Here is a 16,553-nt window from a genome sequence, read left to right as displayed (position 1 = left end):
AAATTAATAATAGTTATATTATTTAATGACAATGAATTTTAATTTACCCCGAAATATTTTCACATTTTCTCTTATTCTTTTAATTTTTGGTTCCTGTGAATCCAATAAAAAAGAATCAAATGTAGAATTAGATGTGGAAGATAAAAACACGCTATTTACCTTAATGTCTCCCGGAGATACCGGATTGGATTTTATTAATGAAGTGGTAAATCAAAAGGATTTCAATATTTTTAAATATCGGAACTTTTATAACGGGGGTGGTGTTGCAATTGGAGATATTAATAATGACGGACTTCCTGATATTTATCTAACAGCCAATATGGGTCCCAATAAATTATTTTTAAATAAGGGGGATTTTAAATTTGAAGATGTTACTGATAAAGCTGGTGTAGCCGGTAATAAACCATGGTCTACCGGGGTGAATATGGTGGATATCAATAATGATGGTTTACTCGATATATATGTGAGTAACGCGGGGAATATGGAAGGCAATAACCACGATAATGACCTTTATATCAACAATGGTGATCTAACTTTTACCGAAAGTGCAGAAGAATATAATTTAGCTAAAACCGGATTTAGTACTCACGCAACATTTTTTGATTATGATCTGGATGGAGATCTGGATGTTTATATATTAAATAACAGTAATATTCCTGTCAGCAGCCTGGGGTATGCCGAACAAAGGGGGGTAAGAGCACAGGACTGGGAAGGAATTCCTGCAATTTTTAGGGGAGTTGGCGATATGCTATTGCGAAATGATAACGGAAAATTTGTAGATGTTAGTGAAGAGGCAAATATTTACGGAAGTTTAATCGGTTTTGGACTGGGCGTTCTAATAAGCGATATCAACAAGGATCTTTATCCGGATATTTACGTATCAAATGACTTTTATGAGCGGGATTACCTGTACATCAATAATCAGGATGGAACCTTTACGGAAGATATCATGAACTGGACATCGCATTTAAGCCTTTCGGCGATGGGAGTAGATATGGCCGATATCAATAATGATGGACATATTGATGTTTTTATTACAGACATGCTGCCTGAAGAAGATTCCCGCGTAAAATCGGTGATGGAATTTGAAGGTTATAATATCTTCAAATTAAAACAAAGCAAAGGCTTCTCCCAGCAATACATCCAAAATACACTTCAGCTTAATAATGGTAACAATTCCTTTTCTGAAATCGCTTACTTCAGTGGAGTGTCCGGCACAGACTGGAGTTGGGCAGGATTGCTTTTTGATATGGACAACGATGGGTTTAGAGATATTTTTGTTACCAACGGAATTAATCATGATCTTACAGATATTGATTTCATAAACTTTTTTGCCGATGAAATAATGCAAAAAATGGTATTAACAGGCAAGAAGGAAGCCATCGATTCTATAATTAGTAAAATGCCGGTGACTCCCATTCCCAATTATGCATATAACAATCAGGGAGATCTGAAATTTGAAAATACGGCAAAAGAGTGGGGGCTTGATACTCCGGGATTTTCAAATGGGGTTGCATATGCAGATTTGGATAACGATGGAGATCTGGATATGGTGGTTAACAACGTGAATATGCAAGCCTTTCTTTACAGGAATAATACTGAAAAGTTTACAGAGAACAATTATTTAAAAATAAAACTTGAGGGTAGCGAAAAAAATAAATTTGCTATTGGAAGTGTAGTAAAACTCTATTATAACAATTCGGTTATTTTACAGGAACTCCAACCCTCCAGGGGATTTCAGTCCTCCATGGATTATGTTATGACCATAGGCCTGGGAACTTCCAATAAAATTGATTCACTTAGGGTGATCTGGCCCGATAAAAGCACCCAGTTACTTAAAGATGTGAGCGTAAATCAACAACTTGGGCTAAGTCAGAAGGAAGCGACCAATCAATATAAAATTCCGAAGTCCTTAAATGAACCTGCTTTCCTTCAGGAAATGGAGGCAAAACAAGTGGTAAAGCACGAAGAAAATACTTACAATGATTTTGATTACGAAGGGCTTGCTTATAAAAAGCTTTCCCAGGAAGGACCAAGTCTTTCGGTAGGTGATATTAATGGAAATGGAAATGAAGATGTTTTTATAGGAGGTGGGAAAATGCAACCTGGAATAATTTATCTCAATTCTGGAAATGGAGTTCTGAAAATTACTTCCCAGAAAGCTCTGGAAACCGATGCCGGTTTTGAAGATACAGCAGCTTCATTTTTTGATGCCGATGCCGATGGGGATTTGGATTTGATCGTTGGTTCCGGCGGGAACCAGGTTGGAGATTCAAGAACCTATTCTGCCAGACTTTATATAAACGATGGGAATGGAAATTTCACCAAATCATCCGTGGAATTACCGTCAACCTTTCATAATATTTCGGTGATCGCCCCTTACGACTTCGATGGCGATGGCGACGTAGATCTTTTTATTGGTTCACGGAGCGTGGTTGGAACCTACGGGGTAGATCCGGATCATTTATTTTTGGAAAACAAAGGGGATGGAACTTTTACGAATGCTACCCAACGTGTGGGATATGATCTAAAAAACGCCGGTATGATTACCGATGCGATTTGGACAGATATTGATAATGACGGAAAAAATGATCTTGTAACTGTTTCTGATTGGGGTTCACCTGTGATATTTAAAAATACAGGACAAAGACTTTCAAGAATGAAATCCGAACTGGATGAATTAACAGGATGGTGGAACACCGTTGAAGTTGCCGATTTGGATGGAGATGGAAATAATGATCTAATTTTAGGAAATAGTGGGACCAATACGGCTTATAAAACTTCCAAAACGAATCGCATGAAAATATGGATCAATGACTTTGATAATAACGGAACTATAGAGCAAATTGTAACAAGGAATTTGGGAGGAAAGGATATGCCAATTCATATGAAAAAAGAATTAACAACCCAGTTATCATCCTTAAAAAAGCAAAACCTGAAAGCGTCTGATTATGCCAGGCGTTCTATTCAGGAATTATTTCCGGCAGATGTTATTGAAAATTCAATAGTAAAAGAAGCGGTAATGGGAGAAACTATCATTGCTTTAAATTTAGGGAACGGAAAATTTGAGACTAAAATTTTGCCGTCCAGGGTTCAGTTATCCTGTGTTTGTGGGATTACTTGCATAGATGTAAATGGAGACGGAATCCTTGATCTTATAATGGGAGGGAATAATTTTGAATTTAAACCGCAGTTCTCAAGGCTGGATGCCAGCTACGGTCATGTTTTGCTTGGAAACGGAAATATGGAATTTACCTTGCAGGATTATACTAAGAGCGGTTTTGTTGTAGAAGACGAGATCAAACATTTAAAGAAATTTTCAGATAAAAACGGGGATACCTATATTATCACTGCTATCAACAATCAAAAACCTAAGGTATTTAAATTAAATGCGAAGTAACTATTTTTTTATTGGATTGATTTCTCTTCTCTTTAGTTGTTCTGAGAAGGAAGGTGATTTATTTGCGGATTTACCAGCTGATAAATCAGGGATTTCTTTTGCCAATACCCTTACCGAATCTGAAGATCAGAATATATTGGATTATATGTATTTCTACAATGGGGGCGGGGTTGCCATTGGAGATATTAACAATGATGGGCTAGCGGATATTTTCTTTTCCGGAAATCAGGTTAAGAATAAATTATATTTAAATAAGGGCAACCTTGAATTTGAAGATATTTCAGAAAAAGCCAATATTACCGGAAACAGTACCTGGAACACGGGTGTAACTATGGCCGATGTCAATGGAGATGGGCTTCTGGATATTTATGTATGCGCAGTTGTTGGAATTAACGGGTTTAATGGTCATAATGAATTATTCATCAATAATGGCGATGGGACCTTTACTGAAAGCGCTGAAAAATATGGGATCGATTTCGATTCGTACAGTTCTTCTGCCGTTTTCTTTGATTATGATCTGGATGGTGATCTGGATCTTTATTTATTGAATCATGCAATCCATACACAGGAATCCTATGGCAGGGCCGATTTAAGAAATCAGCGTACTTATGCTACCGGAGATAAACTTTTGAGGAATGACGGAGGCATATTTACCGATGTGAGTGAAGAAGCTGGGATTTTTGGAGGAGTTAATGGCTATGGGCTTGGAATTTCTATTGCAGATTTTAACCAGGATGGCTGGCCGGATATTTATGTGGGCAACGATTTCCACGAAGATGATTATTATTACATCAATAATCAGGACGGGACTTTTGCCGAAAGTTTGAAGGAATACTTTGGACACACCAGTAAATTTTCCATGGGGAATGATGTTGCAGATTTAAACCACGATGGTTTCCCGGATCTTATTACCCTGGATATGCTTGCTGAAGATGAAAAGGTTTTAAAAGCTTCAGAAGGAGACGAAAATTCAGAAATGTTATCGATGAGAACGGAGCGTTTGGGCTACCATTATCAATATCCGCGAAATATGCTTCAGGTCAATCAAAACGGGCAATTCTTTTCTGAAACTGGACTGCTCAGCGGAATTGAAGCAACCGACTGGAGTTGGGGCGCATTATTTGCAGATTATGATCTCGATGGAAAACAGGATCTTTTCATCTCCAACGGAATTCCCAAACGACCCAACGATTTAGACTATATTAAGTTTCTTTCCAATGACCAGATCAGAAAAAAAATCAATAACACAAACCTTGTAGATAAGGAAGCATTGGCATTAATGCCCTCCGGAAACGTTCATAATTTTATTTTTAAAGGGGAAAGAGATTTAAAATTTGAGGATATGTCTGGAAAATGGATAAGGAAGGACACCATAATTTCTACCGGAGTCGCTTACGGGGATTTGGATAATGATGGAGATCTGGATATTGTTACCAATAATATTAACAGTCCGGCAACCTTATATATCAATAAGTCAAAAAACGGGAATTATCTTAAACTCAATTTTAAATATAAAAAACAAAATGTATTTGGGGTAGGGACAAAAGTTTTTTCATATTCAAATGGAACCTTACAATACAAAGAACTCTTTCCCAATAAAGGTTTTCAGTCTTCTTCAGAACCAATTATTCACTTTGGCTACGGAAGTGATTCTAAGGTGGATTCCCTTGTAATTGTTTGGCCGGATAAATCGTATGAAACTTTAAGAAATATACAGGTAAATCAAACGCTGGAAATTACACCGGGAAAAAGTGAAGGAATTTTTGAATTCGGCCCGGTAAATAAAAAACGGGTATTATTTGAAAAGATCAAAGATAATTTAGGAATAGATTATACCCATCAGGAAGATAGTTTTTTAGATTTCAATGCACAAAAACTTATCCCTTATAAAATATCAGATCGTGGTCCGGCAACAGCCGTGGGGGACTTAAATATGAATGGGAAAAACGATATTTACTTTGGAAGTTCAAAATATTTTCCATCTGCAGTTTATGAACAAAGAGACACTTCCTTTGTCCTGAAAAGCCCTGAGGTAATACTTAAAGATTCTATAAATGAAGATGTGTCTGCCATAATTGGAGATTTTAGTAATAATAGTAAAAACGATTTGCTTATTGGTACTGCTGGAGGTAATTTTTATGGCAAGGCGAAACCATTGCTGGATAAACTATATTTAAAAAAGGATTCTTTTTTCCTTGAAAGTGAACTTCCGCTTATTTATGGAAATTCTTCGGTAATAAAGGCAAATGACTTCGATAAGGATGGTGACCTTGATTTGTTTATTGGAAGCAATGCTGTTTCTTATGATTTTGGGAATATACCAACTTCGTATTTATTGACTAATTCTAAAGGGAAATTTTCGATTGTTAAGAACGAAGAACTTTCAAAAGCAGGAATGGTTACAGATGCCGTCTGGACAGATTTTGATAAGGATGGATGGGATGACCTTGTTGTTGTAGGGGAATGGATGTCTCCAACTTTTTTCAAGAATAATAAAGGAAAACTTGAGAAAGTTGAAGTTTTATCATCTAAATTAAACGGACTTTGGCAGGCAATAATTCCATTTGATATTGATAATGACGGTGATATTGATTATATTTTAGGAAATTGGGGCACAAATACCAGGTTTGAGGCATCAGAAAAATCTCCGTTACGGATGTATTATGGCGATTTTGATAACAATGGATCAACAGAAACGATTCTGGCTTCCTATAAAAATGGGGAATATTATACGCTGGAAGGCCTGGATGGGCTTTCAGGTCAAATGAGTTCTTTAATGCGAAAGAAGTTCACCAGCTACAAATCATTTGCCGGAAAAACTGTGGAAGAGGTGTTTTCCAGAGATCTTTTAAAGAAAGCCCAATTATTGGAAGTTCAGGTGCTGGAATCAGGATATCTTAAAAATGAAAATGGATCTTTTACTTTTGTCCCTTTTGAGTCCGGTTTACAGGTTGCTCCTTTAACCGCTTTCGTAGAATATGATTTTGATAGCGATGGTAAAAAGGAAATCCTTGTTGCTGGAAATTACTTCGGAGTAAAACCTTATCATGGAAGATTTGATGGCTTTCCGGGAGCCCTTATCAAAAATGAAAAAGAGATATTATCCGGACATCTTTTGGGATTAAATCTTCGGAATAAATCCGTTCGGCATTTGAATATTATTGAAGCCAACAATCAGAAATATTTACTGGTTACTGTGAATAATGGCAAAGCTGAAGTATATAGCTTAAGAAACTATAAAAATTAATTACCAATGAATCGATTTAAATTCACATTGTTATTTGCTGGGTTACTACTATTTTCTTGTAATAAAGAGGAGAAATTTGCAGAAATATCGGCAGAGGATTTGCACGCATCTTTAGATAAGGTGACCAATATTATGGTTCACGATATCTTTTCTCCCCCTGTTGCCAGTAGAATATACGCATATGCCAATGTCGCTGCATATGAAATTGTTGCATTGTCCAATCCTAATTATATTTCACTTGCGGGTCAGTTAAACGGACTGGATTCAATACCGAAACCAAAGCAAACATCTCATTTAAATTACAGGATGGCGGCACTTATGGCACATATTGAAATAGGCCAGCATCTCATTTTTTCCGAAGAGAAAATGATTCAATATAAGGATAGTTTGTATTCTAATTGGAAGAAAACGAATTCGCAGGAATTTGAAAATTCCAGAACTTATGCCACTGAAGTTATTGACCACATAAAATCCTGGATGGATAAGGATAATTACAAACAAACCAGGACCATGCCTAAATATACGGTGAAAAGTGATGATCCTGGAAGATGGCAACCAACACCACCTTCTTATATGGATGGAATTGAACCACATTGGGACAAGATTCGACCTTTTTTAATCGATACAGCAAGTCAATTCCGACCAATACCACCCCCGGAATTTTCAATGGAAAAAGGAAGCAAATTTCACGATGAATTGATGGAGGTATATGCCATTAAAAATAAAATGGCCGAAGATGGGGAGGAAAGCGAAGAATTGGAAATAGCGAAATTCTGGGATTGTAATCCATACGTTTCTGTCACCCGGGGACATCTAATGTTTGCAACTAAAAAAATTACCCCCGGTGGTCACTGGATGGGAATTGCTAAAATAGCAAGTAAGAAAGCGAATGCTGATTTTGAAGAATCGGTTTATGCCTATACAAAAACTTCCCTTGCCATGGCAGATGCGTTTATAAGCTGTTGGGATGAAAAATACAGAAGTAATCTTGTACGTCCGGAAACGCTTATCAATAAATATATAGATGAAAACTGGAAACCTGTCTTACAAACTCCGCCTTTTCCTGAATATACCAGCGGGCATTCTGTTGTTTCCGGTGCTGCAGCCATTGCACTTACAGACATTTTTGGTGACAACTTTAGTTTTAGTGATGATACCGAAGTTATTTATGGTTTACCCATTAGGGAGTTTCAGTCTTTTAACCAGGCAGCCCAGGAGGCAGCTATGAGCAGAATGTATGGCGGAATTCATTATCGGGCTGCAGTGGAGGTAGGAATAGACCAGGGTCAAAGACTGGGTGATTACCTAATGAACAACCTTAAAATGAAAAAATCCAAGGATCCAATTGCTGCGAATTAAGTTTTTGAAGAAGATAATTTTGATTTTTTTATGCCTTTTTTAGTTTGATCTCCAGTTTAGATTTAAAACAAAATATGAATCCGGAGCTACATATCGGGAAATTCTGGATATAGATAATTTCAATGCGAACGATCCAAATTATAAAGTTAAAATCCTGCAAAAAGAGCCTTTTAAAAACATAGTATAAAAAGTTGACCTCAAAAACGGAAATCATCTTATCCTGGATTGGAATTTTGATTTCGTAAACGATTCTGTAATTCAGGTAACGGTAAATACTTTAGATAAAAAAAATAGTTTTCAAAACCGATTAGAGGTCTTAAATCCATTCGCTAAAAGTGAGAAAATAGCGATGCTTAAATCAAATTTGAATGCCATTAACACTATAATTAACGCGCATCAAAACTATTACAAAATCACTTTGGAAGATACCGCTTCCAATCCGGCATCTAATTGCGCCTGTATAACTTCCTCATCAACATTAGAAAAAAAGGCAATGGCGATGATGGGTACCATAGATAAACTCGAAGAGTTTATCGAAAATAACGATCTTAAACTCGACGGGTTTCCAATGCTAAAAGTAACTTCCTGGAACCTGGAAACAAATCAAATTTCTTTCGATTTTTGTTTTCCAATAACCGCTAAAAAGGGTCTTGCCTCCGTTGGAAATATTCAATTAAAACGAATAGAATCTAAGGAGTCTTTAAAAGCTGTTTTTAACGGTTATTATAGATTATCCCATTTAACCTGGTTGAACCTACTGGAAAAAGCAAAAAGAAAAAATATCGAGGTTGAGAATCTTCCACTCGAAATATTTTACAGCAACCCAAGGATGGGGGGAGAGGCTATGGAATGGAAAGCAGCCGTTTTTATGCCGCTAAAAAAATAAAAAGCATTCAAACAATTTTTTCCGGAATTGCAACGGTTAATTGATTGGGCAGTATTTTAGCACGAATGGATTCTTTTCTCCCTAAATATTCTCCATCTATTTGGAACGCAACAGGACTTGTACAACTTATTATTGCCTCTTGCGTACTTATAGTTTCCATGAATTCCGGATCATAGTCCACTTCATTTCTAAGGGTTTTTAATATTTTAAAAAAATCAAAATGTTTGAAGATTAAAATTTCGAAGTAGCCATCATTAATTTTTCCCTTCGGATTCACCTTGGCGCCGGTTCCATAAGAATTGGCATTTGCAATGGCTAAAAGAATCCCTTCTTTTTCGAATGTTTGGTTGTTTGCCTCAATTTTAAACTGAAAAGGGTATTCGCTGTCGAGCAATGTAGGAATAGAATTTAATACATAACCAAGTTTCCCCCTTATATTGGATTCTGCATATTTACCAATGAGTTCTGCATTAATTCCAAAATCGGCTATATGCAAACAATATTCCTCATTAATTACGATAATATCTATCTTTTGAAATGTATTACCCAAAGCTATATGGATTTGCTCCTCTATACTTACAGTTAGTTGAAGATTAGAGGCTAAACCATTTGCAGATCCGGCAGGAATAATCCCAACCGGAATGTCTTCACCTTTTAAAGCTTCGGCGGTTAATTTTATAGTTCCATCTCCTCCGGCAATCAAAATTCGGCAAGGTTTCAATTCCCTAATTTTCTTTTCAAGATTGAGCAAATCTTCCAGGCCTGTTGTTAGAAAAATATTTAAGTGGGCATTTATTTTTTTGACCTCTAATTCTATTTGCTGAATGAGATTCGCTTTATCTAAAGCCCCCGAAATAGGGTTAACCACCAATAAAACATTTTTAATAGCCGACATAGTTTCACTTTGAATCCAAAATTAATTAATTTGGTTCATCTTAAGAGTTAATAAAACGTAAATAGAGTGAAATTTGATCTAAAATTATATAGAGGGTATGCAAACGGGAATCAATTAGTGGTTTTCGGTCACGTTTTTGAATCCTGGGCACCGGATAAATATAGATCAGATCGAAAAGGATTACGACATGCCTTTTCCATTATTCATATGTTTAGAATAAAGCCCCTTAAAAATATTGCAATAACGCTAAAGTTTAAAAACCAGGAAGTTACTACCAAAACCCTCGATGATGGGTATTTTAGATTCGACATTCCATTCTTCGAGCCGTTGGAAAGCGGTTGGCACACCTACTGTGTTTCTTATGAGGTGGATAACATTGGTATCATTCAACAGGGAGAACTACTAAAGCCCTTCGAGAGTAAATTGGGGATAATTTCAGATATTGATGATACCTTTCTTATTTCCCACAGTAACAATTTTTTAAGGAAATTGTATGTGATGCTTTTAAAAAATATTGAAAAAAGGAAGATTTTTGATGATGTAGTAAAGCATTATAAGCATTTGAGCAGGGCAGGGCAGGAAAATAAAAACGGCTCTAATTCCTTTTTCTATGTTTCCAGCAGCGAATGGAATCTATATGGTTTCATCAATGATTTTGTTGAAATTCACGAACTTCCAAAGGCAGTTGTTAAGCTTAAAAAAATTAAAACAGGAATTTCAGATTTTCTTTTTACCGGTAGAGATAACCACGATCATAAATTTGAAAAGATAAAAGATATTATTTCCTTTTACCCAAACCTGCAATATGTACTTTTAGGGGACGATTCTCAAAAAGATCCTTTTATTTATGAACGTATTTGTAAAATTTTCCCAAAAAATATAAAAGCGGTATACCTTCGCCAAACAGGGAAGAAAAAGAAAGACATTACTCAAAGAACTCTTGAAAATATTCAAAGTTTAAACGTGGAAACCTGTTATTTTAAGCACAGTGAAAAAGCGATAGCACACTCCATAAAAATAGGGATTACTTAATAGGATGTTTGTTCAGATTACTTAATTTGTGATTCGTAGCCATATATTTACTTTCCTTTTCATTCAGTAATTTTTTTAAAACCAGTTCTATTGAAGTTATTAGATTTTATTAAATCTCAGGTAGATTTTCCTGAGAAATCCATTCAGAATACATTAAGCCTTCTTTCCAAGGATGCTACCATTCCTTTTATAGCCCGTTATAGAAAAGAGTTAACGGGGAACCTTGATGAAGTTGAGATAGAAAATATTTCAGATTTGCTTCGGAATTTCAAAGAACTTGAGAAACGTAAGTCAACTATTTTAAAGGCTATTGAAGAGCAAAATGCTTTAACAAAGGAGTTGCAATCAGCAATTGAAAAAGCAACTACACTTAGCATTTTAGAAGATCTTTATCTACCCTATAAAAAGACCAGAAAAACAAAGGCAGATGTTGCCCGGGAGCAAGGTCTTGAACCTTTTGCGAAAATATTGATATCTCATAAGGAAGCAAATATTGAGTTTATAGCAAAACGGTTTAAATCCGCCCAAGTTAAATCTGTTGAAGAAGCTATAGATGGTGCTAAAAATATAATTGCTGAATGGGTTAATGAAAATCAAATTGTAAGGGACGCGATCCGGCAGCTTTTTCAACGTCAGGCAGTTATTAAGACAAAAGTTGTAAAAGCAGAAGAGAAAACGGAAAAAGCCCAAAAATTTCAACAATATTTTGATTGGGAAGAATCTTTAAAAAAAACACCTTCACATAGGTTTCTTGCAATGTTTCGTGCTTATAATGAAGGCATTCTGAGGCTAAAAATTGAGGTGGATGCAGCGAAGACCACAAATTTAATTTCAGGGATCATCCTTAAAAATGGCACAAATACTAGCAGAAAATATATTATTGAAGCTATTGAAGATTCCTATAAACGTTTATTAAAGCCATCTTTTTCCACCGAATTTTTATCGGAAGCCAAAGCCAGAGCAGATAAAGATGCTATTCTTGTGTTTGCAAACAACCTGGAGCAATTACTGCTTTCAGCACCTTTAGGCGGAAAACGTATACTTGCCATAGATCCCGGTTTTAAATCCGGCTGTAAAGTGGTATGCCTGGACGAAAACGGGCAATTACTGGATAACGAGAATATCTTTCCGCATCCGCCACAAAAAGAAAGGAAAACGGCAGGGAAAAGGATTAGCGATTTGGTAAAGGCGTACAATATTGAAGCAATTTCAATTGGGAATGGGACCGCCTCCCGTGAAACCGAAGAGTTTATCAGGGAAATTCCGGGTTTGAAGGACATTGCTGTTTATGTTGTAAATGAAGCAGGGGCTTCTATTTATTCCGCTTCAAAAATTGCAAGAGAAGAATTCCCTTCCTTCGATATTACTGTTCGTGGCGCTGTTTCTATTGGCCGACGATTAAGTGATCCTCTGGCAGAATTGGTGAAAATAGATCCGAAGTCGATAGGAGTAGGGCAGTATCAGCACGAGGTAGATCAGTCTAAACTCAAGGATAAGCTCGATAATGTGGTGATGAGTTGTGTGAATAGAATAGGAATCAATGTAAATACGGCCAGTAAAGAATTGCTTTCCTATGTTTCTGGAATAGGCCCCGGGTTAGCCGGTAATATTATAGCATATCGAAAGGAACACGGGAATCTTAAATCCAGAAAGGAATTGCTTAAAATACCCCGCCTGGGAGCAAAGGCCTATGAACAATCTGCAGGGTTTTTAAGGATCAAAAACCCCAAAAACGTTTTGGATGATTCTGCAGTACATCCAGAAAGTTATCATTTAGTAGAAAAAATCGCGCGGGATCAACGGCTTAAAATTTCTGAACTTGTTGGAAATAAGGAAGTATTGAAAAAAATACCTTTACAGGAATATATACAAGCAGATCTAGGCCTGCCAACCTTGACCGATATTATTCAGGAGCTGGAAAAACCCGGAGTGGACCCCCGAAAATTAAAAACCGAATTCAAATTTGATCCTTCGGTAAAAAATATATCCGATTTAAATCCTGGCATGAAAATACCGGGAATAGTAAATAATATCACCAATTTTGGTTGTTTTGTAGATATAGGAATCAAAGAAAGCGGCCTTGTACATATTTCAAAACTTGCAGAGGGTTTTATAAGTGATGTGAATTCGGTTGTGAAATTAGGACAGGTATTAACCGTTACTGTTGTTGAAGTGGATGAAGTAAGAAAACGTATTCAGTTATCACTGGTGGATTAATGTTAATTTATTTACTGAAATTCTGATCCCTAAATCGTATTCTTTTAAAATTAGCTGTGATATTTGTATTCTGGATGAATTCTTATGGGATCAATAAAAAAGCAGCGGATTTCTTTAAGCTTGTATTTTTTTATGGCAGGTTTTGGCTTCGCTACCTGGGCATCGCGTATTCCAACAATAAAAATGGATTTCGATCTCAATGAGGCTCAGCTCGGGAACCTGCTACTTGCTATGCCAATTAGCTCCTTACTGGGACTTCCTATTTCAGGTTGGCTTGTTTCCAGGTTTGAAAGTCGTTTTCCCTTACAAATCTCATTTATTTTATTTGTACTATCCCTGGCACTTATTGGAATGGCTGATAGTTTGCTTGCAATAATTTTTGGGATTTGCCTGTTTTCCTTTTGCATGAGAATTCTAAATATTGCTATGAATACTCAATCGCTAACCCTTCAAAAATCTTTTGAAAAAAAAATTATCGGTTCTTTTCATGGCTTATGGAGTACGGGAGGGTTGGCGGGTGTAGGGTTTTCAACTTTAATGATCAAATTCAAAGTTCCAATGGATACACATTTAATTGTGGTCTCTGTTTTTTGTTTGTTAACCTCTTTATTCGTTTACCGTTCTTTACTGAAAAAGGATAGAGCTATAGAAGGTAATAAATTAATCCTGGGCAAACCGGATAAATTTATACTCTATTTGGGGATCCTGGTTTTCTTTGCCGCAATTTGTGAAGGAGGAATGTTCGACTGGAGCGGTGTTTATTTTAAGGAAGTTGTCAAAGAGGATTTATTTACCCTGGGCTACTTCATTTTTATGATATTTATGGCACTTTCAAGATTTTTTTCCGACAAGGTCATTGAAAGAATAGGGATGAAAAAAATGTATGTAATAAGTTCTTCATTTGTATCTTCAGGTATTTTGCTTATGATCATTTTTCCCTATTTCTGGCCGGCAATAATAGGTTTTAGCCTTGTAGGGATAGGGGTAGCTGCTATTATACCTATGACGTTTTCCCTCGCGGGCACTTCTAAAAAATATTCGGCTGGAATGGCAATTTCCATAATTGCCACCTACGGTATAATTGGGATGTTGTTAGGTCCTCCGCTTATTGGGTACCTTGCACATTTATTCAATTTAAGGGTGTCGTTTATTTTGTTATTATTTTCAGGGTTGATGCTTATCCCGATCTCTCAACTTTTCTTCAGGCACATAAAAGGGGAAAGATTCTAATTAAAAAAATGCGTGAACAAACCTTGGTTTGTTCACGCATTTAAGAGCTATTTCTATATGGCGAAATTTACAGAAGCTTCAGCAAATGCTCCCAGGCTGCATCGAGGCATTTTTATTACTTCACGGCGATTATTGACGATATCGGGATCTGCTGTTAACTGTTCCGAATCAGTTCTGAAAAATTAGTAACCTATAAAAAAAAATCCGGTAACTTTTATAAGTTTCCGGATTCTAATTAATACTGTTCTAAAATTATTATTCTTTGTACTTATTAAACCAGGCAAGTATAGCTGCAACTTTAGCCATTAAATTACTGGGAGTACTTGCTATACCGTGCGATGCTCCGGGAATTCTTACCATAGCCGTCTCTACACCTTCAATTTTTAAGGCTGCATAAAACTGCTCAGATTCCGCAATAGGTGTCCTGAAATCCTCTTCTCCAGTTAATAGCATTGTGGGAGTGGTTACATTGGCAACATAGGTTAAAGGAGATCTTTTCAAATAACTTTCCGGATCTTCCCAGGGCTTTTTGCCGAACCAGTATTTGTAAAAATACCCAGGATTATCAGCATACAAAACAAAACTGTACCAGTTGATAACCGGTTTGGCCACAACTGCTGCTTTGAAACGATCTGTTTTTCCTACAATCCATGCGGTCAAAACTCCACCGCCGCTTCCGCCGGTTACAAATAAATTATCGGGATTTACATATCCTTTTGCAATAAGAGCGTCCACTCCAGACATCAAATCATCATAATCATTATTCGGATAATCGTGATGGATCAAATTCCCGAATTCCTCACCATAACCTGTACTTCCTCTTGGATTGGTATACAATACCACATAACCTGCGGCTGCCATAAGCTGAATTTCAGCAGAAAAAACCTTACCATAACTGGCAAAAGGTCCACCGTGTATCTCCAGGATCATCGGATATTTTTTTGAAGGATCGAAATTGGGAGGAGTCACGATCCATCCCTGAATCTCTTTTTGATCAAAAGAAGAATTCCACCTGATCTCTTCAACATTACCTAAATTTTTAAATGAAAACAGATCTTCATTTAAGTTTGTAAGTACTCGAATGTTTCTTTTACTTCCCACAGCCAGATCTGCAGGCATTGTCTCTTTACCTGTTGTAAAAGCGTAATTTCCATTTGGGGCGACGCTGAAAGATGCTGCATTATATGGTCTTCCCTGCGATAGTCCTCCTAAATCTGCAGTTAAATCAGATACATTTCCTGAAAAATCTATTTTAGCGAGTTTAGTACTTCCCTGATCATCATAGTAAAAGTAAATTTCCTTACTGTTCTTACCCCATTGAATCCCATTGATATCTCTGTCAAATTCTGAAGAGATTATTTGTTTTCCTGTGCCATCAGTATTCATTACATAAAGATTGCTTAACTGGTAACCTTGTAAGTTATCATCAAATCCTAGGTAAGCCAGCTTATTTCCATCAGGAGAAACTACAGGATTAGCATCCGGACCCTGTCTATCTGTAAGTGCTGTAACATTTCCTGAGGAAATGTCCATCTTATATATTTCAGAATTTAGAGGATCAAGCTCCCGGTCTTCCTGCATATTTGCTGAAAAATATAATGTCATACCGTCTTTTCCCCAAACAGGACTTTCATAATCAAATTCAGAGTTGGTAAGCTGTCTGGGAGTTCCACCATCGGTTGAGAGTATAAAAATTTGAGAATTTCCGGTTTTCAGATATCCTGCACCATCACCACGATAATTCATTTCGGTAATGTATTTAGGTTCTTCATTCCATTTTGCTCCTTCGGGTTTCTTCGGAAGTTTAATTATAGAAGCTTTTTCTGAAGGAACAAATTTCGTGAACACAATTCGTTCTCCGTCAGGGCTCCAGGAAATATCTCCTGGAGACTCCTTTGAATCACTAAGAACCATCTTTTGTTTTGTATCCATCCACATTAAATAGAGTTTCATTTCTCCATCCATGTTAGATTTAAAAAGAAACTTATTCCCTTCAGGAGACCAAATAGGATTGAAATCCCTGCTGTTTCCGGTAGTTAAAGGTCTGTTTCTTGATCCGTCAAAATCGGCAATCCAAAGGTTAGACAAATTTTTATCTGTCATAATATCTTTGAAGTTCCGAACATAAATTATCTGCTTTCCATCAGGTGAAATTTGAGGATCTGAAACATTTTCCAGATCATAGATATCTATTAATTCCAGATTCGACTTGTTTTGGGCCACAAAACTTTGGCTTATCAGTAAAAGCAGAAGTATTATTCTTTTCATAGGGATTTTTATTTTATTG

General features: G+C 36.5%; 9 protein-coding genes. 7 read left to right on the top strand and 2 right to left on the bottom strand.

The window, feature by feature from the left end:
* Positions 1-31 precede the first annotated feature (31 nt).
* The 4 genes from ACKGJN_RS14015 to ACKGJN_RS14000 all read left to right on the top strand — a co-directional run bounded on the left by ACKGJN_RS14015 (position 32) and on the right by ACKGJN_RS14000 (position 8,892).
* The gene (locus ACKGJN_RS14015) at positions 32-3,400 is read left to right on the top strand and encodes a VCBS repeat-containing protein (RefSeq protein ID WP_409540175.1); all 3,369 of its coding nucleotides are present in this window, start codon (positions 32-34) and stop codon (positions 3,398-3,400) included.
* Positions 3,390-6,647: a VCBS repeat-containing protein gene (locus tag ACKGJN_RS14010; protein WP_409540174.1), complete on the top strand. Its 3,258-nt coding sequence runs from the start codon at positions 3,390-3,392 to the stop codon at positions 6,645-6,647. The genes ACKGJN_RS14015 and ACKGJN_RS14010 overlap by 11 nt, the downstream gene beginning before the upstream one ends.
* 6 nt (positions 6,648-6,653) lie before the next feature.
* A complete protein-coding gene (locus ACKGJN_RS14005) occupies positions 6,654-8,006 on the top strand; it encodes a vanadium-dependent haloperoxidase (protein WP_409540173.1) in 1,353 nt (450 codons plus the stop codon).
* 349 nt (positions 8,007-8,355) lie between these two features.
* Entirely contained in the window at positions 8,356-8,892 is a 537-nt protein-coding gene (locus ACKGJN_RS14000) for a hypothetical protein (protein WP_409540172.1), read from the top strand.
* A gap of 7 nt (positions 8,893-8,899) precedes the next feature.
* On the opposite strand, the gene ACKGJN_RS13995 is transcribed toward ACKGJN_RS14000, so the two are convergent.
* On the bottom strand, positions 8,900-9,787 hold the full coding sequence (locus tag ACKGJN_RS13995; RefSeq protein WP_409540171.1) for a diacylglycerol/lipid kinase family protein: 888 nt from the start codon (positions 9,785-9,787) through the stop codon (positions 8,900-8,902).
* Positions 9,788-9,853: 66 nt separating this feature from the next.
* Between ACKGJN_RS13995 and ACKGJN_RS13990 the strand changes: the two genes are divergently transcribed.
* From ACKGJN_RS13990 to ACKGJN_RS13980, 3 genes are all read left to right on the top strand, one after another.
* On the top strand, positions 9,854-10,819 hold the full coding sequence (locus ACKGJN_RS13990; RefSeq protein ID WP_409540170.1) for an App1 family protein: 966 nt from the start codon (positions 9,854-9,856) through the stop codon (positions 10,817-10,819).
* A 90-nt stretch (positions 10,820-10,909) separates the two neighbouring features.
* Positions 10,910-13,036 carry a Tex family protein gene (locus ACKGJN_RS13985; protein WP_409540169.1) on the top strand — a complete coding sequence of 709 codons (2,127 nt, stop codon included), beginning with the start codon at positions 10,910-10,912 and terminating at the stop codon, positions 13,034-13,036.
* 84 nt (positions 13,037-13,120) lie between these two features.
* Positions 13,121-14,266: an MFS transporter gene (locus ACKGJN_RS13980; RefSeq protein ID WP_409540168.1), complete on the top strand. Its 1,146-nt coding sequence runs from the start codon at positions 13,121-13,123 to the stop codon at positions 14,264-14,266.
* A 255-nt stretch (positions 14,267-14,521) separates the two neighbouring features.
* Here ACKGJN_RS13980 and ACKGJN_RS13975 read toward each other — a convergent pair whose 3' ends face one another.
* Entirely contained in the window at positions 14,522-16,534 is a 2,013-nt protein-coding gene (locus ACKGJN_RS13975; RefSeq protein WP_409540167.1) for a prolyl oligopeptidase family serine peptidase, read from the bottom strand.
* Positions 16,535-16,553: the final 19 nt, after the last annotated feature.

It is taken from the genome of Gillisia xinjiangensis, assembly GCF_046298265.1.
Taxonomy (GTDB): Bacteria; Bacteroidota; Bacteroidia; order Flavobacteriales; family Flavobacteriaceae; genus Gillisia; species Gillisia xinjiangensis.
The sequence above is the reverse complement of the archived record's forward strand: the minus strand, read 5'-3'. Positions and strand labels throughout refer to the sequence as shown.